The sequence below is a fragment of the Megamonas funiformis genome, assembly GCF_010669225.1.
GTDB lineage: Bacteria > Bacillota > Negativicutes > Selenomonadales > Selenomonadaceae > Megamonas > Megamonas funiformis.
Map to the genome: position 1 here is coordinate 995,094 of NZ_CP048627.1, position 22,696 is coordinate 1,017,789.

A 22,696-nucleotide genomic window follows, 5' to 3' on the forward strand; every position below is an offset into this window, starting at 1 on the left:
TAAATGTTTGGTTATTTAAATAAAGGAACAACAGCAACTACTATATTAGATGGATTACAAAAAGGCAGTAAATTTGCAGAAGTTGCAGGAAATTTGTTAAATCAAGCGTTAGTGGGTAATACATGGGTTAATCCTGTAACAATTTTTATCATTGACCAAGTTACAAGTACGATATTTCAGTTGCCAGTTAATCCGCTAGAAATAAAAATGCAATGGCAAAGAAAAACACAAACGATAAATATTCTTAATTTAGGAGAAATAGATTTTACTACTGGAGATAAATTACAAGAAATCTCATTTAGTTCATTTTTCCCTTCGGAATATGTGCCTACGTATTGTATGTACCCAGAATTACCTACACCAGAAAGTGCTAACGCTGTAATGAATAATTGGAAAAGTCGTTTTAATGACCCTATAAAAGGATTAGCAGACCCGTTACATTTAATAATAACAGGCGCTCAAGATATAAATATGAATGTATTACTTACATCATATGCTTCACAAGAAAAAGGGGGAGAACCGGGCGATATTTATTTTGATGTTACTTTTAGAGAATGGAAAAATATTGCTGTTCGTACGAAAAGTGAAGAACAACAAAGTAAAAGAGTAGCTATAAAAGAACGTCCAAAACTTGTTAAAATAAATACTGATGATGACTTATTTGGTACAGAAGAAAGTCTATGGAAAATTGCCAAACAGTATTATGGAAATGGTGAAAGTTGGACAAAAATTTTAGAAGCTAATGCAGGACAAATAACAAAGCAGGTGATTCTTCCATGATTGTTACACCTAGTGTATGTCGATATGATGTAATATTGCAAAACAAGTATTTTCTTCGTGAATGTATTCAATTTTTAACATTAGAAGATAGACTTGATGAAGTTGCTTATTGTGGGAAAGTAAAACTTGCTGTTCCAGATGACCAATTTACAGGACTTCCAATAATTATTCCAGGAATGGAAATACGTATCAGCGGTACAAAATTTGGTGAAAGTAAATATTCTTACCTAATTCAGCCCGGTGTGGTATGGGACGTTGAAATCGATAATAGGGAACGTCGAAATTGGAATTTAACCATTTATGACCGAACGATATATTTATCCAAATCGGAAGACCAATTTTTATTTCAGGAAGGAACGACAGCCAGCGACCGTATAAAACAAATATGCAGTGAATGGAATATACCAATATTAAATATTCCAGATACAAAGCAAGCCCTTGCACAAGATGTTGTAAGGGCTAAATCTTTATGGAATATTATTCAGGACCAATTAAAAGAAACGGCGGAGAAGTCTGGAAAATTGTTTACTGTGCGTATGCAACCAGATGGACTAGAGCTATTTGAAATAGGTTCTAATGTAGACCCATGGGTGTTTGAATTTGCTGTTAATTTACAAAGTGTTAGGCAGAAACAAACGCTTAATGGTGCAGTTACTAAAGTAAAAGTATTAGGTAAACAAGAAAAAGGTTCTACAGCCCCAATAGAGTTTGAAACAAATGCTGATATTGATAAATACGGAACAATACAGAAGGTAATTCCGTATAAAAAAGGATTGGATACAAATGCTATACAACAAAAAGCTACCAATACTTTAGCTGGTATTCAAGAAACAGTCACAGTTGAGGCTATAGATATTAATACTATTCGTAAAGGTGATAAAGTAATTGTGCAGGGCTGGGAAGATGGCTTATATGTAATTAGTGTAAAACATAATTGTAATAGTCCCGGAATAATGCAGATGGAGCTTGCTTCACTTGAATATATAAGGAGGAGATATTATCGAAGTGAAAAATCCTTTTAAAGAATTAGCTGCACTTATTGATGAACAAGCTAAAAAGCGAGTTAATGATGGATTTACAGGACAATGGATTACATCACAAATTGGCACAGTTACAGCTAAAGGTGTAATGATAGACGGATTTCCTTATGAATTGACGAATGTTTATGTAAATAGAGCTTGTACATTGAACGAGCCATATATGACTAATACTAAAAATGTTGCTGGTGGTAGCGGCGACGCACAATATGAAAGCCATAGCCACCCTGTTATAACGCCAACTCCAATATTGCCATTGCATATTGGGGATAGAGTAAAGGTTACTCCGATTAATGGCGGTCAATATTGGTGTATAGATTGTGTTATAGTTCCGTTTACAGGTGGTGCTTAATTATGCCAGATTTATTTCCAACTGTTGGAGTAACTAATGCAAAATATATTGATGAGGTTGCTTCTGATAAAGTCAATTATGGAAAAACTGTACAATTTGATTTTGAAAAACATGAATTTATATTAAGTCCTACTGGTAAACAAAAAACCATTACAGGTTCAAATGCTTGGGCTGAATGGTGTGTAAAAGCTATATCTTCCGAACGATATAAATATCTTATTTATAGTGATAATTATGGTGAGGAAATAGATACTTTATTAGGAAAAAGTTATCCTAAAAAAGTAGTAGAAAGTGAAATAAAACGTATGGTAAAAGACTGTTTAATGGCAGATAAAAGAACTGCTAGTGTTGATAATTTTACTTTTACATGGATTGATGACGGTATAATGTTTACCTGTGATGTTAAAAATACTATTGGTGAAAGTATTACTATATCAAGAACGGTGGTGAGATAGTGTCCGATGAAATTAATTATTTAGATGAGGTTATGACTACAGAAGAAGCTATTCGTAATAGAATGCTTAACAATATTTCTGATGAATGGGATAAAGAAGAGGGAGGATATATCTACGATAGCATAGCACCTGTAGCTATAGAAATGGTTTTCATTGGGATGATGGTTCGCAAGGTGCTTAATTTAGGTTTTGCACAAACAACAAATGGGACTTACTTAGATTATAGAGCTGGTGAACATGGTATTTATAGAAAAGAAGCTGTTTTTGCTACTGGAAATATAAAAATAACAGGTAAAGTAGGGGCGAAGATAAATGCTGGATTAAAAATTGCAACAGAAGCTGATACAACCTTAAATATACAATCCGTAGAATTTATTACAACTAAAGATGTTATTATTCCCGAAGATGGATATATTTATGCTCCGATAGAATCAACTGTAGCTGGTAATATTGGCAATGTAACAGCAAATAAAATTATTATTTTGGTAGAAAATAATAATAATATAACATCTGTGATAAATACTGAACCAACAACGGGTGGAACAGATGTAGAAAATGATGTCGATTTGTTAGAACGTTATCTTGATTATGTACGAACTCCTGGTACCAGTGGTAATGTGCAAGATTATAAGCAATGGGCATTATCTATTCCGGGAGTAACTGCGGTTCATGTTAAGCCACTTTGAAATGGTAATGGGACAGTGAAAGTAATTATTTTAGGCGGAGATGATGAGCCTGCAACCGATGAATTGGTTAAAAAGGTTCAAGATTATATTGCTGGTGATAATAATTTAGGAGAAAGACAAGCTCCTATTGGAGCAGATGTCACTGTAATTAGTGCAGAAGCTATAACTATAAATATAAATGCTAATGTTGTTATAGATAAGGAAATAACTACATTAGAAAAAGTGCAAGCACTTTTTAAAAATAGTGTAGAAAACTATTTAAAAGAAAATGCGTTCAATTCTAATACAATATATTTGTCTAAAATAGGTGGTTTATTAATAAATATAAATGGTGTATTAGATTATACAGATTTAAAATTAAACAATAACACAGAAAATATACCAACCAATGATGAGCAAGTAGCTGTTACTGGTGAGGTGGTATTGAATGAAAAGTGATAAAGGAAAAGAAATGCTTACTTTTACTGATTGGTATTATCAAGACAGTAAAATAATGCAAAGTATTTTAGATACACAAGGTATAGAAATAGATGCTATACGAGATAAAATAAAAAATATTTTAGAACAGTTTTATGTAGATACTGCAACATGGGGTTTAGATTTATGGGAAAAAGAACTTAATATACAAGACACTACAGGTAATTACTCTGAGCGTAGAAATCGTATTAAGTTATATTTAGCAAAACCTGTATCAGTTACACCGAGATTTTTAACTGATTTAGTAAATAGATATTCAGAAAAAAAATCTGCCAAAATAATAGAACATAATTCTGAATATTGTTTTGAAATCGAGGTTGCAGCTGATGACAAAATAGACTGGGATAATATAAATAAAAGTATAAACTTATATAAACCAGCACATCTAGGATTTTATACATCATTAAAAATATTTTTATTAACAAAAATAATTAATACTGTAAAAATTATTAATTATTTAAATGCCAACCATAATTTCTGGAATTTGGGCACGGCGGAAAATACGTACTGGGACGGCGTATGGTGCTGGGACGGCAGTATCGACTGGAGTGGCATAAAACCGGATGCAAAATACAAAGAAAGGCAGTCCCATGTTATAGACATTTTAACTAAAGTTAATTCTACACAGACCTTTAAGACAGGACAAAGCGCAGATATAACGTATAAAATAACATCTAAGCACAGACTTTTAACAAGCCATAAAGCAGGCAGTATTTATTATGTAGATATAGACTTAAAACAAAACATTGAACACAGGGCATTAAATACAGGTAAAATTAATGCTATGCAGAGCCGAACCACAGGGAACGCAAAAAACCTATGGGACGGCTCTTTTTGTTGGGACGGCAGCCACGCATGGAGCGGCGATTACACCTTGCAAAATACACAGATGGAAAATTTATGTACCTGCTACAGTATAGATAAAAATGGAAACATGAAGAAAGGAACGTTTGAAAAATTATGAGCGATACACAAAATATTAATCCGAAACAAACATTGGCAATAAACGGTGAACCGGCACCGCTGGCAGATTTTAATACAGATACCTTCTTGCAGTCCAATAAGAAAACTACGACTGATTACAGAGCGGCATTTGCACAAGCTATAGGAACAACAGGGAGAATAAGTAAAATTGTAAAAATGGCTTTTGGTATAGCAGGGGAAACAGACGAGCAAGGAAATCCTGCACCACCAACAGACAATGGTTCACTTAATAATGTTGTTTTAACTAAAGATATTACTTCTGTAACTTATCCGTTTGAAACGTCTGTTTGTTTTGAAGCAGAGATTGAAGCCGGAGATTATACGGGAGATATCAATGAGGTTGCTCTGATTGATGAGGACGACCGCACCGCCGCAAAAATGAGGCTTTTAACAAGTAAAGGTATAGACGCAGAAAGTGGCGCTGTATTTCGCTGGACTGTAGAATTTTGAGGTGATTAGATGAATAGTGAAGAATTAAAAAAAAATTTTAGCTTATTAATGCCAAGTGAGATAAATGGATTTAAAAGACCAAAGGAACCGATAGCTAATGATAATGATTTCTTTTTGGAAGTTCCACAACTAATACAAAAAGACCCAGTACTTTATTCGACCATGAATTTAATATTAGGAGTACTTGTAAGTAACGATAAGCTACTTAAACAATGGCATGATACATTGCAAAATGTAGTAAATGCTCAAGATTGGCGAGTGGTTACAGATAGTTTAAAAGGTTATATGACCCCAGAACTAAAGAAAAAATTAGATGGAATTGCTGCTGGAGCTAATAATTATATACACCCAAGCACGCACCCTGCAAGTATGATTACTCAGGACACGACCCACCGTTTTGTAACAGATACAGAAAAAACTACATGGAACGGCAAAGCAAGTACAGCAGTTGTATCAACAACGGCAAATGGACTAATGCCCAAAAGAGATGGTAGTGCAACATCTATTTTTACAGGAGACGGCGTCTGGAAAAGCCTTGCATGGAATTTAATCACAGGAAAACCATCAACATTTGCGCCGTCTGCTCACAATCATGATAGTAGTTATTTAAAACGTAATCAAACTACTCAAAATGATATGAATGTTTGTACAGTTGAAGGTATTTATCGTTTTAGTGGAAATTTAAGTAATGCTTGGACTGGTACAAGTTGGGGTACATTATTAGTATTTAATAATAATTATAACGGTGGTAGTGGTACAGGTGGAACTTATTTAGTTCAAATGGCATTACCAACAGATGGTAGAATATGGATTAGACAGAGAGTTAATACTGAAGCTTGGAGTGGTTGGGTTAAAGTAGCAATTACTTCAGATACTGTTGCTGGAGCAACTAAAGCTACTCAAGATAGTCAAGGTCAAGCAATAAATACAACATATATAAAAAGTATTACGGCTTCTAATGCTACATTAACTCTAACAAAAGGAAATGGGACAACATCTACTGTTACTATTAATAATGTAGGAAATTCTACAAGAGCTACTCAAGATAAAAATGGTAAAGATATTACAGGATATCTTTATAAAACAGAAGATTTAACATTAAATTCAAATGCTGAAATTTTAACAGTAGGAAATATTTCAGAAATACTCAATTCCTTTTGTACAAAATTTAAACAAATTCAAGGAACAGGTACTTATGCTGAAAACTCACCAACAAGCATAAAAAGTTTAAACGATAATAAGGCACCAAAAGCAAGCCCGGCATTTAGTGGCACTCCGACATCACCTACACCTGCAACAAGCGATAATAGTACAAAAATAGCTACAACTGAATTTGTTAGAAACCTCATCAATCAATTTAAAAATGATGGTACACTTGGTGGTATTGTTGGTGGTAGCTTAACACAAAATGGTTGGGTTAAATTTAGTAATGGTCTAATTCTACAATGGGGAAGTTCTGACTTTGGAAAAGAAAATAATTTTCCTATTAGTTTTAATGTATTATTCGTATTTAACTTTAGCACTTACTCAACATCAGGAGATTATAGTAATAACGGAGATGGTGTAGATAGTATAACTTTGATAAATAACACCAAATTTAAAGTAAATCATGGGAGTAATATTAGTAATGCAAAATTATTTTGGATAGCAATAGGAATTTAATTAAATTCCTATTGCCAAAATATAACCTAAAGCATCTCCACCTCCACTACCATGACCACGTGATATCCACGTTACATTTGTCAACGACTTACTTGCAACTATTAACGAATATTCGTAACCTCCTCTATTTCTTGTAAGAAAAACAGAAAAACACGTTTGTGTAAAACTAATTGGAAAAGTAAAATTTCCCTCTCCACTTCCCCATTGTTTAAACTCCTATTGCAATATATCTAGTTTGCCCTTGTTGTACACCTCTGCCATAAAAAACAGCTCCTGTTTTTGAAATTGTAGTAATTACTAAATCTTCATATTGAGATGTAGCATGAGATGCTGTTATTGAAAATATATTATTTACAAATGATATTGGGAAATTTATTGTTATAGATTGTTGTACATTTGAAAGAATTCCCCATTGTACAATGGGGAAAATTAACAAAAACTAGCTGGGATACATTTAGTGGTAACTTTCCGATTGCTTTCAATATTTGTTATGCTGCCATAGGTGTAGCAAATGATATTGGATATACTGGCTGTAGTTTTAATAATAAAAGTATTAATGTTCATAGTAGATGGGAAAGTTCTAATGCGAGTAATATCGCCACGTATTTAGCAATAGGAAAATAAATTATTTACCTATAGAAAACCAAAACATACTACTATGTTCGCCAACAGAAATAGAGAATTGGGTTAAACTTTCTACATTTGCTGAATGAGCATTTTTTGTTGCCCCTGTACCTACATTTCCTTTAGGATTAGCCGACATCATATAAACAGCAGAAGAATATGCTACAGGGAATGAATATACTTTACGAGAATAACTCCCTTGTCCATTATTATTTCCCCATTGTTTATATACCTATACCTAATATATTTCTTGTCCCGTATTGGGAACAATACTGAAAAGATGTGTTATTTACATTTCGTAAACCTCTAACATCTGCATCTGTACCTCGCCCTGAATTAAATATGTTAGCATCTACAGCCACGAAAATAGTATTAAAAGCAACGGGCCATGTTTTTGAATAATACACTTCACCACCACTATCACGATTTGAACCAACTACCCATTGTACAATGGGGAACTTGTATTAATGGCGATAATATATATCCTATTAGTTTTTCTAAATTTTGTACTTTAAGTATAGGAGGAGAACATCCTTATAGTGGAGGAGGTTCTTTCTTGCCTAAAAAACCAACAGCTTTAAATGGTTTTTATTATACATTAACTGTAGATACTTATTATGGTGGCTATATAGCTATTGGAGTTTAATAATAGAAATGTATTTATAATGCAATTTATTTTTTATTGGATTTTAGTTTCCTATTGCTATCCAAAATAATTTTGCATTACTAATATTGCTTCCATGATTTACTTTAAATTTGGTTTCATTTATCAAAATTATACTATCTACGCCGTCTCCGCTATTACTATAATCTCCTGATGTTGAGTAAGTACTAAAATCAAATGCGAATAATACATTGAAATTAATAGGAAAAGCATTTTCTTTTCCAAAATCAGAAGTTCCCCATTGTACAATGGGGAAAAGGGCATGATACTCAAACTATAATTTTTCCTATAGCGTTTACCCAGCAAGCTTTTTGTTGTATAGTAACTCCTATTGGAGGTGGACAAGGTTCAGATAGAGTATATAGTTTAAGTGTAAAAAGTTTTCAAATTCTTTGTGGTACTAATAATGATGGTTTATGGTTAGCGTTAGGTATTTAATATAAAATATTATTTTATTTACCTATTGCAATATAATTTACTGGAACAGCGCCATCATTGGAATATATTCTAACTTGCGTTTTATTCCAATCGCAAGCACCAGCAGAGTTACCATCTTTTGCTCCCCAACCATTATCTTGACGGTTTGTAACTACTTGATAACATATATCAGGAAAAGAAATAGGGAAGTTATACCACGGAGGGTTAGGACCATCTGCTCCATTGGCACTTCCCCATTGTTTACTTTGAACAATGGGGAAGTATTAATATAATCTATGGCACAGGATTTTATACCTTAAATTTTCCTATATCATTTAATTCTCTTTACGCAATAGTAGATGGTGGAGTTTTTGATATTGAAATACAATCAAGAAATACTTCTAATTTTAAGATAGAACAACGTAGTGGTCAAAATAGTGATATTTATTGTTATATTGCAATAGGTAATTAAATTCCTATTGCAATCCAATATATTTTACAATTAGCAACATCTGAACCATGATGAAAAATAAAACTATTTGTTGTAATTTTTATTATATTGTCTGCTCCGCCTCCAGCATTATTATAGGAACCATTTGTAGAATATAAATTAGATATTACACAATATATATCACTAAAAGATATAGGAAGGTTAATAGAAATGTTACTATCTCCAGAAGAACTACTAGATGACAATCCCCATTGTTAAAGGAGTTGAAAAAATGAATTTATTTATAAATACATCTGATGTAAAAAATTTTATAAAACATGGTTTTGAATATAAAAAATCTAATGATAATAAATATAACCGTTTAGAATATATGATATACTGTGATGGCTTTGATTATATGATTTTAATAGCAGAATGGACAAGAGGTGAAAAAACAGCATTACTAAAAATAGAAAAAGAGATTTGCGAAGGTATAAGTTATATGACATTAGAATTACCAAACGTGATTTACGATTTGATAAATAAAGGTTTATTAAAGAAAGGCTGATTTTATGTATTTAATGAAATTTGATGAAGAAGGTAAAAAAATATCTGCTGTTCCTTTGATTTTAGTTAATGATTGGGGAGGTGTAGAAAAATTGAAAAATGAAGGATATATTGAAGTATCTGATGAAGATTGGAATTACTATACTGGTAATTGTGGAGATGGTGATAATGATACAGGATATATAAGGGATAGTATTACTGGAAAACCTATTTCTGCACCTGCTAGAGTTATTACATTAGAGGAGCAAGCAAATGCTCTTAAAGCAGAATATGAAGCTAATGTTAAAGCAATTGATGAGGCAATACAGATTGCCAAAAATAACAATGATGATGAATATGTTAGTGAATTGCAACAGGAAAGACAAAATATATTAGATGAATATGCAAAAAAATTGGAGGAATTGACAAATGCTTAAATTTTGTACATTTTGTGGAAGAAAACTTGATACAGAAGGCTTTTGCACTAATAAAAAGTGTCCTGATTACAAACGAAAAGAACTTATAGAAACAGAAAAGAAAGTGTTAGCAGAAAAAGCAAAAAGCACCCAAGAAGCTAATAATAATAAGGCTTAGAGGGTGCTTTTATTATGTCAAAAATTATATTACCGTATTTGTGCCATGTTCCACCTTAGAAAATAAAGGAATATAGCAATTTATATAGATTAACATTAACGCCGTATTAGTGCCAAAATTTAATATTTAAAAACTATTAAATCCATAGCTTTTTTTAACTGATGTAGGTCCTTATGTGTATAGTGTTTTTCGGTTATGTCATTGCTGGCATGACCTAAAATGCGTTTACTTGCTGTTATATTAGCACCGACATTATTCAATAAACTAGCTAAAGTATGTCGACACTCATGAGGTGTGTGATATTTAATATTTAATTCAATTAGTGTTTTATCAAATTTGGTTCTAAATCTGCTGTAATTCAAATGTATACCATGTTTATCACAAGCTATAAATTTATTATTTTCTGCTAAAAATTCTATCCAAAAAGGTAACGTTTGTTTATGCAATGGAATAATTCTATTTCTACCAGCTTCTGTCTTACTTTCTCTTATTATTAGGTAACGTTGTCTAAGCTTTACATCAGTTTTTTCTATTGCTAAAAATTCACTAGGACGAGTACCTAACATCATGTGCATTAGTATCATTTTGGCATATCGGTGTTCATCGGTGGCTCGGAAAAGTTTATAAATCTGTCGGGTATTGAATATGGTTTTTTTATAGACTTTTTTATCTTTGTCTATATCAATATACCGACTAATATCTTTTTCTGGTGGAATTATCTCATACTTCACTGCGTAGGTATACATGTGATGTAGAACTTGTCTAGCTTTCTTTTGTGTACTATATCCAGCACCACTGTCGTGAATATCTCGAATTGCAGATTGTAAATCACCAATACGAATTTTAGCAAACTGTTTATCGTATAAACGATTTAGATGTTTATAAGCACAATTATAGCTAGACTGTGTACGTTCTTTAATACGTGGGTACAAATAAGCTTTTACTAAACAGAATAGTTCATCAAAAGTAATTTCACTAGGACTAAATAACAACGGATTTTTATTATATTCGCATAAAAAAGCTAAGGCACTTTCATAGGTGGTTTCATAACCTATAACTTTTTGACGTCCGTCAATGAATTTTCTTATTTCATAGGGACGTCTACGGCGACCACTTTTCTTGGTAATACTACCAAACCCATTAGGTAATTTTAATCTTTTATTATTCAAAATAAATCAACTCCTCTATAGGAGTTTATCAAAGGAGGTAGAACATGAATAATTTTTTAGAAAATGATTGGATTAATTTAATAATATTGGTTGTACAAGCTGGTATTGTAAAATTTGCATATAACTTATATAAGGAATATAAAAAAGAGCAGGAAGAAAAAGATAAAAAAGCACAAAATATAGATGGAGCAATAAGAGGACTTCTGCGAGTGGAAATTATAAATATTTGTCACAACGCAGAAAAAGAAGGCTTCTTACCAATTTGGGCATTAGAAAACTTAACAGATATGTATAATACTTATAAAGCATTAGGAGGGAATGGAGCTATAACTGGATTGTATAATAAAACAATTCAATTACCTCAAAGAAAAGAGGAGGGATAAAATGCAATATGAAAAACTGGATATAGTAAATTTAGTAGTCGTTATCGGGCTTGTAATAGCTTTAATAACGGCTATTTTTTATGGTAATGCAGAACTATCTACAACAATAAGTGCTGGACTTCTTGGGTATTTGGGAGGTCTAGTACGAGTTAATAATTCTACAAATAAAGATATTACAAAATAGGCACTTTTTGTAATGTGTATGCATAATATGTTGCAAAAATAGTTGTTTTTGTAAAACCCATCGAATTTGATGGGTTTTAATAGTGTCGATTTCGATGTGGTTAAATAATTGGTTGCTAATCGGTAGATTATTGGAAGGTTATTAGAAGGTAAAAACCTATAACCCGCACTATTAAAGGATTTTATTTGTAGATAATCGGTAGATTATTGGCAGATTTAAGTTAAAATTTAATTTATTTTTAGTTAAATTAAACAAACTGGTCGAATTCGACTAGTTTAATAAAAGGAGTGTATTTAATTGTTACGAATTTTTATCAATCCTGGACATGATATGGACTTAGACCCTGGAGCATGTGCGAATGGAATTAGAGAGGTAGATATTGCTTTAGCTATTGGAGAAAAAGTAAAAAAGACAATGGAAGTTATCGGTTATCCATGCCAGCTATTGCAATCAGATAATTTAAATGGAGAAACAGAAGGTAAGCCTAATGTCTGTGCTACTGCAAATAATAGTAGTGCAGATATTTTTGTATCTATTCATTGTAATAGTGCAGTTAATGCTAGTGCAAAAGGAACAGAAACATTAGTTTATGCTTTAGATGGTGGAAAATCTAATATTTTAGCTAAATGTATTCAGGCACAAATTGTTAATTCTCTGAGTACAGTAGACCGTGGTGTAAAAGCAAGACCTGATTTGTGTGTATTAAGGGAAACAAGTATGCCTGCGGTATTGGTAGAAACAGCATTTATCTCTAATGAAGAAGACGCTTATAAACTTATGTATAGAATAGAAGAATTTGCTAATGCCATTTCTCGTGGAATTACTGACGCAGAAAAATTATTTTAAAGGAGAATGTATGAACATATTAAAAGAATTTGCAAAGATTTTCATTAAATCTAAATTAGATGATGAAAAGCGAAAGCTTAAGGACAAATTACAAAAACAAATAGCCACAACTACCAGTACTTCTGTGGTAGCCAGAAATACAGCATATCTTAGAATAGTAGATAAGCTAGATGGTAAAGGTATTGCAGAAGTAAATAAAATTATAGATAAAATTTAAGAAAGGAGTAAACTTCTAGTATAATTAAATAACGTTTTCTTATTGCTAAAAAGCCCCTATTATTTAGAATAAAATTCTAGGTAATAGGGGCTTTTTTTATAGTGTGACACATTTAATATTTCCTAGTAAGTTTGTCATGATGTCAAAATATGATGTCAGAAATCGTCTGACTATAAATGTCAGAAAAATAAAAAGCGTCGCAACACTAATTGCGACGCGGATTTGCGGGTGGTGACCCACCCGGGACTCGAACCCGGAACCTGCTGATTAAGAGTCAGATGCTCTACCAATTGAGCTAGTGAGTCATTAATAACAAAAATTATTATACTGCTCATTTATGTATTTTGCAATACTTTTTTATAATTTTTTTCATATGACTAAAATGTTACAAAATTTAATAAATAATTTTCAATAGTAAAACTTAAAAATATGTAATCTTTTTTCGTATTGTCTTAGAATTTATGAATAATTATGATATAATAAAAATTACTGTTGCAGAAATAAAAAAATATTTGATAGGAGGAATTTTATGAGCCCTGCAGTAATAACTTTATGCGTTTTAGCTGTAGCAGCATTTTTCTTTGTAACAGAGCTTATTCCATTGGCTGTTACGGCTATAGGTGCATCTATTGCATTAGGTCTTTTAGGAGTACTTACTCCACAACAAGTGTTTTCTGGTCTTTCTGATTCCACAGTAGTTTTATTTGCTGGTATGTTTGTCATTGGAGCAGCGATGTTTCAGACTGGATTGGCACAAAAAATTGGTATAAAAGTAGTAAAAAGCGCTGGAACTAGTGAAAATCGTTTGATGGCAGCTTTGATGTGCATTACTATTTTATTATCAGCAGTATCATCAAATACAGCTACAGTAGCTTGTTTGATGCCAGTAGTAATTCAAATTTGTGCGGTAGCAAAAATACCTGTATCCCCACAATTGATGGCATTAGCAGTAGCTGCAAATGTTGGTGGAACAATCACTATGGTTGGTACCCCACCAAATATTTTAATGAGTGCAACACTTCAGGCAACAGGATTAGAACCTTTTGGATTTTTTGAATTTGCGTATATTGGTGTACCTTTATCTATAGCTGGTATGGTTTATATGTTAAGTATAGGTAGAAAATTCTGCCCTAGACATTATGTAGAAACTGTAGAGAATGATAAAGCTTCAGATGAAGTCAAAGATCCAAAGAAAATGATAATATGTACTGTTATCTTAATTTTAGTTGTATTAGGTATGGCTTTTGAAAAAAATATTGGTATACCAATGCAAACTACTGCGATAATAGGAGCGTTAGCTTGCGTATTAACAGGTTGTTTATCTGAAAAACAAGCTTATTTAGGTATTGACTGGGTTACTATTTTCTTATTTGCAGGTATGCTACCACTTGCTTCTGCTATGGATAAAAGTGGTGCAGGTAAAATGATAGCAGATGGTGTAGTAGGAATTATTGGGGATAATCCATCTCCAATGTTAATAGTTGTAGCAATGTTTATTTTATCTTGTGGGCTTACACAATTTATGTCAAATACAGCTGCTGCAGCGTTATTAGCACCAATTGGTATATCTATAGCACAATCTATAGGTGCATCACCTTATCCTGTGCTTATGGCAATAGGTATTGCTGCTTCTTGTGCATTTACAACACCAGTTGCAACGCCACCGAATACTTTGGTACTGATACCAGGTCATTTTAAATTTATGGATTATGTAAAAGTCGGTTTGCCACTTGTTGTAGTTTCTCTAGTTGTTTGCATGATTGTAATTCCGTTCTTCTGGCCATTTTTCCCATGATGAATATCAGATAGTATAAGAGAGTTTTATTTTAGATTTTATTTATAGTTAAAGGATTGATTTTATGGATAGAGAAAATGCTCTTAGTACGATTGCTTCATTTGATACAGAATTATATACATTCTTTCAAGAAGAGTTACAAAGACAAAAATATACCTTATCTTTTATGCCAGAGGAAAATTATTCATCACCTTTAAGCACATATCTTGAAGGTAGTATTTTGTCAAATACATTGACAACACACCATGATGAAGCTAAACCTACAGGCTTAGAAGAAATCACTATTAATCGCATTAATAAATTATTTGGCAGTGAACATGCAGTTATTCGTTTAGAAAGTATAGCAGCTGCTTCTCGCGTTGTTTTTTATAGCTTAGCTAAAAAAGGCGATACTATATTATCTTTAGATAATAGAAAAAGCGACCATTGTAATAGTAAAAATTTAGAATTTAATTTTGTTAGATTTAGTATTGACCCTAAAACACAATTATTAAATCTAGATAGAGTTGAACAAATAGCCAAAGAACATAAACCTAAAGTGATAATTTTTTCACCAGTTAATTATCCAAGAGTTATAGATTATGAAAGATTAGCTAAAATTGCACATGATATAGGTGCTTATATGTGGTTTGATATTTGTCAAAATGTAGGTCTTGTAGCAACAGGGCAAATACCTTCACCAGTACCTTATGCAGATGTAGTAACTTTTTCAACACATGATTCTTTAAGAGGACCACAAAGTTCAGTAATTTTATGTAAAAAAGAATTAGCTGATATCATTGATAAAACAGTTATCACTACAGGACATTTTTCTTTGAAAAAAAATATTTTAGCTAGTTTAGCTGTTATATTTAAAGAAGCGACTACAGAAAAATTCAAACAGTATACTAAACAAGTTGTATTAAATGCAAAAGCACTTCAAAAAGGACTAGAAGAAGAAGGCATTACAATTTTATGTAAAGGAACTGATACAAATTTAGTTTTAGTGAACCTTACTAAATTAGGTATTAGCTGTAAAAAAGCTCATAATGCTTTACAAAGTGCAGGTTTTATCGTAAAACCAACCGTATTATCTACTTGTGATGAAAATCTTAATTTTGAAATCTTGAGATTATCTAGTTTGATTTTAACAACTAGAGGGCTTAAAGAAGTGCAGATGGAACACATTGGTAAAATGATGGCTAAGGTATTGAAAAATATTGATGATATGGCAATTATTGAAGAAGTAAGACAAGAAGCAGTAGATATTGCTATGGAATGTCCATTATTTTCTGATGAATGGTTAGCGTTTAAAGATGTATTAAATCCTCTTTATAGTGCAAAAGATATAAATATATCTCATGAATTAGCAGCTGAAAGAAAAATGGCTGTAATGAAAAAATTATTTAGTTTCATGAAAAAATAATATCTATTTAGTATAAAATTTATTTATAGATATTTGTATTAACTATAAAATTTATTGTAGTAATATAAATTAAATGTTATAGTAAGGGAAAAATAAATAAAACTAAGGGAGGTTTTATAATGAAAAAAATAGTATTGATTTTTGTAGCTGTTATGATGATGGCATTTTCTAGTGTGTGTATGGCAGCTGATGGCGGAGATTTAAATAAAGATCAAAAAGTTGCTGAAACATTTATCAGTGGTATTACAACAGAAAAAGTTCCATATGATAAATTAGTAGCAAATATTGATAATGGATTAAAAAAGAATTTTGATGCAAAAGCATATGATGCATTAAAAAATGAAGTGAAAACTAAATTTGGCGATTTGAAAGAAAGTAAATTTTATTCTTTTGAACGTTATAATAATCAAGACAAAGTAACATATCTAACTTCTTTTAGCCAAGAAAATGTTGTAGCTATAGTTTTTATTTTTGATAAAAATAATAAATTAGTAGAATTTGGTTTATTACCTATACAACAAAATCAACAAGCTCAAGAAAGTGCTCAACAATAATTGTATTTTTATAAATTAAATAAGTAATTGAATTAAAGAATAGGTTTTTTATATGATTATATAAAAAACCTATTCTTTTTTTTATATACTAGTTAAATAGTATTGTAAAAAATAAAAAAGATGATAGAATTAATATCTATGTCGGGGAATAAATTTAAGAAAGGGAGTTTTTTATGGAGAAGCTTTGGTCAAAGGATTATGTATTAAACATTGTAGGCAATTTGTTATTATTTGTAGTATTTTATTTATTGATGGTTTATACAACTAAATTGGCTATTACAGAATTTAATGTTTCTGTCAGTGAAGCAGGATTAGCCTCAGGGATTTTCATTGTGGGCGCATTGGTAGCACGTTTGGTTATTAGTAGATATATGGATTTCATTGGTAGAAAAAGAATGTTAATCATTGCAGTAGTAATTCATGCTATATGTACATTTGGTTATCATTTTATTGATGGTATGTTGTTTTTATGTACATTGCGTTTTGTACAGGGTATGACTTATGGTATGGCTTCTACTGTTATTGCTACTACAGTAGCATCTATTGTTCCAGAAAGTAGACGTGGTGAAGGTATTGGTTATTTCACTTTGAGCATTACTTTAGGCTCTGCAATTGGTCCGTTTTTAGGAATTAGTTTACCACAGATAAATCCTTTATATGCACTTGTTTTATGTGATGTTTTATCAATTAGTTTAATTGTTTTGGCTTTTATTTTGAATATAACAGAAATAAAAGTAGGTTTTCGTCAACGTGTAGAAGTTAAATCTTTTCGTTTAAGAACTTTCTTTGAACCTACGGCTACTCCAATTTCTATCGTAGCATTGTTAGGTGCTATTGGTTATTCTGCCGTAATGAGTTATATTGGTACATATAGTGAAACTATTGGTTTATTATTAGGTGGAAGTTTATTTTATATAGCATATTCTATCGCTTGTTTAATCTTTAGACCTATATCTGGTGTAATGATCGATAGATATGGTAATCATGTGGTAATGGTACCTATTTTATTCACTATGATTTTAGGATTTGTTGCTATTGCTTTAGCTCATTCTAATTTAGTATTATTGTTAGGTGCTGTTTTAGTAGGTATAGGATATGGTTCTATTCCTTCAGCAGGTCAAACTATTGCTGTACAAAAAGTTAAGTTAAATAAATTTAGTTTAGCAACTTCAACATTATATATAGCGTTGGATTTAGGAAATGGCATAGGGCCATATATTTTAGGTATGGTTGTGCCTATATATGGCTTTAGAGCAGTTTATATGTGTTCAGCAATAGCGGCTTTATTAGCATTTTTATTTTATATAGGTATGATTATAAAATCTCGAAAAGAAAATGTGGTAATGTAAAATAAAAATAACATCTCTAATCTTCTTATTAAGAAATAGAGATGTTATTTTTATTTTAATTTTTTATTATGTGATTTAAGTTAGATAATAATGTTTTATAATCAGCAGTTGTGAAATCACTAACATCGATCGTTAATAAATCACCTAGTTGAAATTTATTATATCCTCTGTTCAGACATCTATTAATAAATTCATCATGAGATAATAATCCCTCAGCATGAGTTCTATCAATAGTTTTTTGCTTAGGGTCATATTTGTTTAAGATATGTCCTAAATGTCTAGAAGGATCTAAGTCCCTAGTTTTTTGTCGCTTAAATAAAATTTCTAAATCAGCAGTCATTCTGATCGTAATGATTTTATAATTATATTTTTTAGATAAATTTAATAGATAATTTTTTTGATTATCACTAAAAGGATAATCACTAATGATATTTTTATCAGAAATCATTAATTTTTCAATAAAAGAATAGTAGTATTCCCAACTTAAATTGATCAATTTATTTTTTTCATCTAAGTTTTTAAAACCATATTTATCCCATAATTGTTCTTTTACTTCATCAGGTGAAAAAGTAACAAAATCAGGATATTCTTTTAGTATCATTTTACATAAATAGGATTTTCCTGTACCAGGATATCCCGCAATTAAAATTAAAAAATTTTTCATAATATCAAACCTTATTTAAATTACTATATAATTATTTTTTAAAAAATGTTTTAACTCTGTTAAATTAGGTAAATTTCCTCTACTACCTAATTTTTGAGTATTAATACTAGCAACTGCACTAGCAATTTGTGTTGTTTGGGTAAGAGAAAAATTATTTATTAAGCCATAAAGAAAAGCTCCATGATAACTATCACCACAACCCGTAGTATCTATAATATTTTTTTGTTTAAATGCTGGTTGATAAATTATATTATAATTATTATCCATAATATAGCTTCCTTTATCACCTAATGTAATACCAGCAATATAAGAACCTTTTTCGATAATAATTTTTAGTGCTTTAATAGTATCTATTTCATTTGTATATTTATTAGCAAAATCTTTAGCTAAAATACATATATCAGATTTTTGAGCTAATAGATCATTGAATTCATTATAACGATTGGCCCCACCATCAAAAGATATTTTCACATTGTAATTTTTAGCTATAGTAATGGCATCAGATAAGATTTGTTTATGTCGACCATTTATATGTAAGATTTTACTATTTTTTATTACATCAATAAATGGAGATATATCAGATAGTTCTGTAGTTGTACTTGGTGTGAAATAAATGGCTCTATCACCAGTTGATTTTTTTACTAAAATTGTAGCAGAAGCAGATTGTTTATTTTTCTCAATTTGTATATAGGAGGTATCTACATCATATTTGAGATAATCTGAAAGAATAGATTTTCCAATAATATCATCGCTAATTTTATCAATCATAATAGTTTTAGAACCTAATTTAGAAGCTGTAGATAAAGCAGTACCTACAGGACCACCAGAAGAACAAATAAAATCTAAAGTAGGATGAACTTCTCTACCGTTAGGAAAATTTTCTATTATCATTAAAGTATCTAAAGGAGTAGCGCCAATACCAACAATATCGTATTTTGTATTTTGATTAAATTTCATAATATAACATTCCTTATATCTAGGGAATATGCCTATTGGATAAATTTCCAATAGGCATATTTAAATAAATTATTTATTTAAGAAAATACCAATTTTGTGTTTAACAATTTCATAAACAACTTCATTACAAGGTACAATATTATTTCTTAAAGATGCATTTTCTTTGGTAGTAGCAAATTTTTCCATTGCTTTTTTTGTCCATCCCACTAATAATTCAGTGCCTACATTGAATTTACGAACACCATAATTAGTACATTTATGAATATCTTCTTCTTTTACACCAGTACCACCATGAATAACAAGTGGAATATCTACTGTTTCATGAATTTCTTTTAATAAGTCAAAATTTATATCTGTTTTAGATTTATATTGACCGTGATTTGTACCAACAGCAACGGCTAAAGCATCAACATTTGTTGCTTCTACAAATTGTTTAGCAATTTTAGGATCTGTATATTTTACTTCATGAGCAGCTACAGCAATACCTTCTTCTGTACCACCTATTGTACCAAGTTCCGCTTCTACAGAAACTCCTCGTTTATGTGCAAATTCTACAACTTCTTGTGTACGTAGAATATTTTCTTTTAATGGTAATGCGGAACCATCAAACATTACAGAAGAGTAGCCATTTTCAATAGCTTCTTTGATATCAGTAAATTTAGCAGCATGATCTAAATGTAAAACAATATCTAAACCTTCATTATCAGCCATATATTTACAAACACTAGCTAATACACCATAACCAATGTAACGAGCTGTACCAACACTAGTTTGGATACTGATAGGTGAACCCATATCTTTAGCTGCACGGATCATATATGGGAGCATTTCTAAATTATGAGTATTGAATGAACCAACTGTAAAATTATATTTATCAGCTTTAGCTAGAACTTCTTTTAATGTAGTATACATAACAATTAACCCCTTTATATAAAAAGATATCAAATTAATAAGTAGTAGATTTTTTCATTGTTTCTTTATTTAATTTCATTAAATTATCTATTTTTTCTAGATAGAATTGAATTAAATTATCATCTTTAGCTAAGGATGCTTCTTTACGTTTTATATTATAAAGTTTTAATAAATCTGTAGAAGCTTTACCTAATGTAGGTTGTTTCTTTAGACTTTGTTCGTAGTAAGAGATAGCATCATCAATTTTATTGAGGTTTGTACAAACTTCACCTAATTTATTAAGTATTTCAATAATATTATTATCATTAGATGTAGATAACTGTTTTTTAAGTTGAATAAATTCTTTTTCTAAAGATTCAGTGTCAATAGTTTTTTTTATATTTTCGTTAGCTGAATTTTCATTGTTATTTGTACCAAATAGATTTTTAAGGAATGAAAACATTTAAATATCACCTCTTATTGACCAGCACCCATAAGTGGAATGATAATCCAAGCATATAAGAGCGCAGCTGCTATAGTATCAACATCAGTAGCAGTAGCATTTACAAATCCTAAAGAATCAAATATGCCAACTAATAAAGCAGGAAGAAGTGTAATGAAGAAGCCATGAACAATACCACCAATGATTGCTCCACGTTTACCACCAACAGCATTACCAAATATACCTGCAGTACCACCAGCAAAGAAGTTAGTTAACATACCAGGTAAAATCATAGCTAATCCAAAAACTGGTAATATGAACATAGCAATAATTGTACCAATTGTTGTTGTAATAAATCCTAAAATTACTGCATTTGGAGAATAAGGGAATAATACAGGGCAATCTAGAGCAGGAATTGCATTTGGAACTAATTTCATAGCAATACCACGGAATGCAGGAACAATTTCACCTAATATTAAACGAACACCAGATAAGAGTACATATACACCAACTACAAATTGAATTGCTTGTAGAAAGGCGAATACTAAATAATTTGTAGTACCAGATAAATCTTGACAAAATGCAGGACCAGCAAATAATGCTGTAATGATATAGAGCGGAACCATTACTACCATTACGGATAAATACGTATCTTGTAAAAATTCAAATTGTTTAGGTAGTTTTATTTCTTCAACAGAATCTTTAGAATTACCAACAAGTTTAGCAACACCAGCTTCTACAAGATAACCAATTGTGCAGAAATGTCCTAAAGCAATATCATTACTACCAGTTATTTTTCTTATGATTGGTTGAGCTATAGCTGGCATAGCAACAGCAAAAATACCACCGATGATACCACCTATGATTACCAAGGTAAAACCTCTAAATCCAGCAAAATAACCAAAAGCTGTACACATAGTAGCCATCCATAAAAGAGCCTGACCAGTTAAAAATATATATTTCCATTTGGTAATACGTGCTAAAATAATATTTACAATAAATATAGCTAAGAATGTAAATGCAATTTGGCTTCCTAAACCGAGCTCATTCATAGCTTGACCATTAATAGCTTCGATTGAAGGAATAATACCACGTAAACCAAAACCTTCTGTAAAAATTTTTCCAAAATAAGTTAAACTGCCAACGATGATTGCAGAACCAGCTGATAGAACCATAAATCCAAGAAGGGTTTTAAATGCACCGCTCAAGCAATTTCCAAAAGATTTTTTTTGGAGAATTAATCCCAATAAGGCAATTAAAGCTAGAGTAATACCAGCTTGAGTAAGGATGTTATTGATTATAAAATTAATAATTTCCATAAAAAGAAGCCTCCTTTAGTTAGTTTATAAAGCACCTATTTCTTTAAGTACAGGAGTAAGTTTTTCTTTAATTTCATCTTTACTTACAATATTTTTTAAATAAATAAGTTTTGTTTCATTTGGATCAATATTAAATTTTTCAAATTGAGTCTTAAAATTAGAAGCTGTTAATATAATATCAGGTCGCATAGAAACAGCTGAAGAAATATCACAATGATCTAAATTTGCTTCTGCACCAATTTGAGCTAAAACAGTTTCAACAGTCATTTGACAAGCAAAACTACTACCAAGACCAGCACCACATACCATTAAAATTTTAGGTTTTTTCATAATAAAATCTCCTTTTTACATCTTTTTAATATA

34 protein-coding genes, 1 tRNA gene and 2 pseudogenes are annotated in these 22,696 nt (G+C 30.9%); 23 read left to right on the top strand and 14 right to left on the bottom strand.

Annotated features, from left to right (window positions below; translation table 11 throughout):
- Nucleotides 1–3: 3 nt before the first annotated feature.
- The 10 genes and pseudogenes from GXM21_RS04895 (at nt 4) to GXM21_RS12900 (ending at nt 6,883) form a co-directional block, all read left to right on the top strand.
- The gene (locus GXM21_RS04895; protein ID WP_008538215.1) at nt 4–780 is read left to right on the top strand and encodes a LysM peptidoglycan-binding domain-containing protein; all 777 of its coding nucleotides are present in this window, start codon (nt 4–6) and stop codon (nt 778–780) included.
- Entirely contained in the window at nt 777–1,802 is a 1,026-nt protein-coding gene (locus tag GXM21_RS04900; protein WP_008538214.1) for an XkdQ/YqbQ family protein, read from the top strand. The genes GXM21_RS04895 and GXM21_RS04900 overlap by 4 nt, the downstream gene beginning before the upstream one ends.
- Nucleotides 1,786–2,169 (top strand): hypothetical protein, encoded by a 384-nt coding sequence (locus GXM21_RS04905; protein WP_008538213.1) that lies wholly within the window; start codon nt 1,786–1,788, stop codon nt 2,167–2,169. Before GXM21_RS04900 ends, GXM21_RS04905 begins: the two co-directional genes overlap by 17 nt.
- A gap of 2 nt (nt 2,170–2,171) precedes the next feature.
- The gene (locus GXM21_RS04910) at nt 2,172–2,624 is read left to right on the top strand and encodes a DUF2634 domain-containing protein (RefSeq protein ID WP_008538211.1); all 453 of its coding nucleotides are present in this window, start codon (nt 2,172–2,174) and stop codon (nt 2,622–2,624) included.
- On the top strand, nt 2,624–3,310 hold the full coding sequence (locus GXM21_RS13265) for a baseplate J/gp47 family protein (protein ID WP_008538210.1): 687 nt from the start codon (nt 2,624–2,626) through the stop codon (nt 3,308–3,310). The genes GXM21_RS04910 and GXM21_RS13265 overlap by 1 nt, the downstream gene beginning before the upstream one ends.
- Nucleotides 3,311–3,322: 12 nt before the next feature.
- Nucleotides 3,323–3,448: pseudogene (locus GXM21_RS13270) on the top strand (hypothetical protein); the annotation flags it as partial.
- Nucleotides 3,437–3,748, top strand: coding sequence for a hypothetical protein (locus tag GXM21_RS13275; RefSeq protein ID WP_479680822.1), 312 nt, complete (start codon nt 3,437–3,439; stop codon nt 3,746–3,748). The pseudogene GXM21_RS13270 and the gene GXM21_RS13275, both read left to right, overlap by 12 nt.
- Nucleotides 3,738–4,751, top strand: a complete 1,014-nt coding sequence (locus GXM21_RS04925; RefSeq protein ID WP_163604678.1) for a putative phage tail protein — start codon at nt 3,738–3,740, stop codon at nt 4,749–4,751. Before GXM21_RS13275 ends, GXM21_RS04925 begins: the two co-directional genes overlap by 11 nt.
- A complete protein-coding gene (locus GXM21_RS04930; RefSeq protein WP_008538206.1) occupies nt 4,748–5,221 on the top strand; it encodes a hypothetical protein in 474 nt (157 codons plus the stop codon). The genes GXM21_RS04925 and GXM21_RS04930 overlap by 4 nt, the downstream gene beginning before the upstream one ends.
- Nucleotides 5,222–5,230: 9 nt before the next feature.
- On the top strand, nt 5,231–6,883 hold the full coding sequence (locus GXM21_RS12900; protein WP_008538205.1) for a pyocin knob domain-containing protein: 1,653 nt from the start codon (nt 5,231–5,233) through the stop codon (nt 6,881–6,883).
- On the opposite strand, the gene GXM21_RS13180 is transcribed toward GXM21_RS12900, so the two are convergent.
- Nucleotides 6,884–7,054 (bottom strand): hypothetical protein, encoded by a 171-nt coding sequence (locus GXM21_RS13180; RefSeq protein ID WP_421648071.1) that lies wholly within the window; start codon nt 7,052–7,054, stop codon nt 6,884–6,886.
- Between the two features lie 37 nt (nt 7,055–7,091).
- Nucleotides 7,092–7,319, bottom strand: a complete 228-nt coding sequence (locus tag GXM21_RS13185; protein ID WP_420919719.1) for a gp53-like domain-containing protein — start codon at nt 7,317–7,319, stop codon at nt 7,092–7,094.
- Here GXM21_RS13185 and GXM21_RS04940 point away from each other — a divergent pair.
- Nucleotides 7,280–7,507, top strand: a complete 228-nt coding sequence (locus GXM21_RS04940) for a gp53-like domain-containing protein (protein WP_039881330.1) — start codon at nt 7,280–7,282, stop codon at nt 7,505–7,507. The genes GXM21_RS13185 and GXM21_RS04940 overlap by 40 nt on opposite strands.
- A gap of 1 nt (nt 7,508) precedes the next feature.
- Here the strand turns inward: GXM21_RS04940 and GXM21_RS04945 are convergent.
- Nucleotides 7,509–7,670: pseudogene (locus GXM21_RS04945) on the bottom strand (hypothetical protein); the annotation flags it as partial.
- A 526-nt stretch (nt 7,671–8,196) separates the two neighbouring features.
- Nucleotides 8,197–8,421 carry a hypothetical protein gene (locus GXM21_RS13190; protein WP_420919724.1) on the bottom strand — a complete coding sequence of 75 codons (225 nt, stop codon included), beginning with the start codon at nt 8,419–8,421 and terminating at the stop codon, nt 8,197–8,199.
- A gap of 38 nt (nt 8,422–8,459) precedes the next feature.
- On the opposite strand from GXM21_RS13190, the gene GXM21_RS13195 reads away from it, so the two are divergent.
- Nucleotides 8,460–8,609, top strand: a complete 150-nt coding sequence (locus tag GXM21_RS13195) for a hypothetical protein (protein WP_421648072.1) — start codon at nt 8,460–8,462, stop codon at nt 8,607–8,609.
- 14 nt (nt 8,610–8,623) lie between these two features.
- Here the strand turns inward: GXM21_RS13195 and GXM21_RS13200 are convergent, their stop codons facing one another.
- Nucleotides 8,624–8,863 carry a gp53-like domain-containing protein gene (locus tag GXM21_RS13200; RefSeq protein WP_420919722.1) on the bottom strand — a complete coding sequence of 80 codons (240 nt, stop codon included), beginning with the start codon at nt 8,861–8,863 and terminating at the stop codon, nt 8,624–8,626.
- Nucleotides 8,864–9,056: 193 nt separating this feature from the next.
- On the bottom strand, nt 9,057–9,284 hold the full coding sequence (locus GXM21_RS13205) for a gp53-like domain-containing protein (protein WP_039881328.1): 228 nt from the start codon (nt 9,282–9,284) through the stop codon (nt 9,057–9,059).
- A 26-nt stretch (nt 9,285–9,310) separates the two neighbouring features.
- On the opposite strand from GXM21_RS13205, the gene GXM21_RS04950 reads away from it, so the two are divergent.
- From GXM21_RS04950 to GXM21_RS12835, 3 genes are read left to right on the top strand one after another with little or no spacing between them, the layout of a single operon-like run.
- Nucleotides 9,311–9,586, top strand: coding sequence for a hypothetical protein (locus GXM21_RS04950; protein WP_008538203.1), 276 nt, complete (start codon nt 9,311–9,313; stop codon nt 9,584–9,586).
- Between the two features lie 4 nt (nt 9,587–9,590).
- Nucleotides 9,591–10,001, top strand: coding sequence for a hypothetical protein (locus GXM21_RS04955; RefSeq protein WP_008538202.1), 411 nt, complete (start codon nt 9,591–9,593; stop codon nt 9,999–10,001).
- Nucleotides 9,994–10,158: a hypothetical protein gene (locus GXM21_RS12835; RefSeq protein ID WP_008538201.1), complete on the top strand. Its 165-nt coding sequence runs from the start codon at nt 9,994–9,996 to the stop codon at nt 10,156–10,158. The genes GXM21_RS04955 and GXM21_RS12835 overlap by 8 nt, the downstream gene beginning before the upstream one ends.
- 119 nt (nt 10,159–10,277) lie before the next feature.
- Here the strand turns inward: GXM21_RS12835 and GXM21_RS04960 are convergent, their stop codons facing one another.
- Complete coding sequence (locus GXM21_RS04960; protein ID WP_163604679.1) at nt 10,278–11,327, bottom strand: tyrosine-type recombinase/integrase; 1,050 nt, start codon at nt 11,325–11,327, stop codon at nt 10,278–10,280.
- A 44-nt stretch (nt 11,328–11,371) separates the two neighbouring features.
- On the opposite strand from GXM21_RS04960, the gene GXM21_RS04965 reads away from it, so the two are divergent.
- The 4 genes from GXM21_RS04965 to GXM21_RS04980 all read left to right on the top strand — a co-directional run bounded on the left by GXM21_RS04965 (nt 11,372) and on the right by GXM21_RS04980 (nt 12,957).
- Nucleotides 11,372–11,710 (top strand): hypothetical protein, encoded by a 339-nt coding sequence (locus GXM21_RS04965; protein WP_008538197.1) that lies wholly within the window; start codon nt 11,372–11,374, stop codon nt 11,708–11,710.
- A 1-nt stretch (nt 11,711) separates the two neighbouring features.
- Nucleotides 11,712–11,894, top strand: a complete 183-nt coding sequence (locus GXM21_RS04970; protein WP_008538196.1) for a hypothetical protein — start codon at nt 11,712–11,714, stop codon at nt 11,892–11,894.
- 297 nt (nt 11,895–12,191) lie between these two features.
- A complete protein-coding gene (locus tag GXM21_RS04975; RefSeq protein ID WP_008538195.1) occupies nt 12,192–12,740 on the top strand; it encodes an N-acetylmuramoyl-L-alanine amidase family protein in 549 nt (182 codons plus the stop codon).
- A gap of 10 nt (nt 12,741–12,750) precedes the next feature.
- Nucleotides 12,751–12,957, top strand: a complete 207-nt coding sequence (locus GXM21_RS04980) for a hypothetical protein (RefSeq protein ID WP_008538194.1) — start codon at nt 12,751–12,753, stop codon at nt 12,955–12,957.
- A 229-nt stretch (nt 12,958–13,186) separates the two neighbouring features.
- On the opposite strand, the gene GXM21_RS04985 is transcribed toward GXM21_RS04980, so the two are convergent.
- Nucleotides 13,187–13,262: transfer RNA gene (locus GXM21_RS04985), tRNA-Lys, on the bottom strand.
- Nucleotides 13,263–13,486: 224 nt separating this feature from the next.
- Between GXM21_RS04985 and GXM21_RS04990 the strand changes: the two genes are divergently transcribed.
- The 4 genes from GXM21_RS04990 to GXM21_RS05005 all read left to right on the top strand — a co-directional run bounded on the left by GXM21_RS04990 (nt 13,487) and on the right by GXM21_RS05005 (nt 18,060).
- The gene (locus GXM21_RS04990; protein ID WP_008538193.1) at nt 13,487–14,752 is read left to right on the top strand and encodes an SLC13 family permease; all 1,266 of its coding nucleotides are present in this window, start codon (nt 13,487–13,489) and stop codon (nt 14,750–14,752) included.
- A gap of 64 nt (nt 14,753–14,816) precedes the next feature.
- Complete coding sequence (locus GXM21_RS04995; protein ID WP_008538192.1) at nt 14,817–16,157, top strand: serine hydroxymethyltransferase; 1,341 nt, start codon at nt 14,817–14,819, stop codon at nt 16,155–16,157.
- 119 nt (nt 16,158–16,276) lie between these two features.
- A complete protein-coding gene (locus tag GXM21_RS05000; RefSeq protein ID WP_008538191.1) occupies nt 16,277–16,711 on the top strand; it encodes a DUF3887 domain-containing protein in 435 nt (144 codons plus the stop codon).
- 173 nt (nt 16,712–16,884) lie between these two features.
- Nucleotides 16,885–18,060: an MFS transporter gene (locus tag GXM21_RS05005; protein WP_008538190.1), complete on the top strand. Its 1,176-nt coding sequence runs from the start codon at nt 16,885–16,887 to the stop codon at nt 18,058–18,060.
- Between the two features lie 55 nt (nt 18,061–18,115).
- Here GXM21_RS05005 and GXM21_RS05010 read toward each other — a convergent pair whose 3' ends face one another.
- From GXM21_RS05010 to GXM21_RS05035, 6 genes are all read right to left on the bottom strand, one after another.
- On the bottom strand, nt 18,116–18,724 hold the full coding sequence (locus tag GXM21_RS05010) for a P-loop nucleotide/nucleoside kinase family protein (RefSeq protein WP_008538189.1): 609 nt from the start codon (nt 18,722–18,724) through the stop codon (nt 18,116–18,118).
- 15 nt (nt 18,725–18,739) lie between these two features.
- Nucleotides 18,740–19,681, bottom strand: coding sequence for a carbohydrate kinase family protein (locus GXM21_RS05015; RefSeq protein ID WP_008538188.1), 942 nt, complete (start codon nt 19,679–19,681; stop codon nt 18,740–18,742).
- 69 nt (nt 19,682–19,750) lie between these two features.
- Nucleotides 19,751–20,593, bottom strand: a complete 843-nt coding sequence (locus GXM21_RS05020; RefSeq protein WP_008538186.1) for a class II fructose-bisphosphate aldolase — start codon at nt 20,591–20,593, stop codon at nt 19,751–19,753.
- A gap of 34 nt (nt 20,594–20,627) precedes the next feature.
- On the bottom strand, nt 20,628–21,035 hold the full coding sequence (locus tag GXM21_RS05025; protein WP_008538185.1) for a tetratricopeptide repeat protein: 408 nt from the start codon (nt 21,033–21,035) through the stop codon (nt 20,628–20,630).
- A 14-nt stretch (nt 21,036–21,049) separates the two neighbouring features.
- Nucleotides 21,050–22,333 carry a PTS sugar transporter subunit IIC gene (locus GXM21_RS05030; RefSeq protein ID WP_008538184.1) on the bottom strand — a complete coding sequence of 428 codons (1,284 nt, stop codon included), beginning with the start codon at nt 22,331–22,333 and terminating at the stop codon, nt 21,050–21,052.
- 24 nt (nt 22,334–22,357) lie between these two features.
- Nucleotides 22,358–22,663: a PTS sugar transporter subunit IIB gene (locus GXM21_RS05035; RefSeq protein WP_008538183.1), complete on the bottom strand. Its 306-nt coding sequence runs from the start codon at nt 22,661–22,663 to the stop codon at nt 22,358–22,360.
- Nucleotides 22,664–22,696 lie beyond the last annotated feature (33 nt).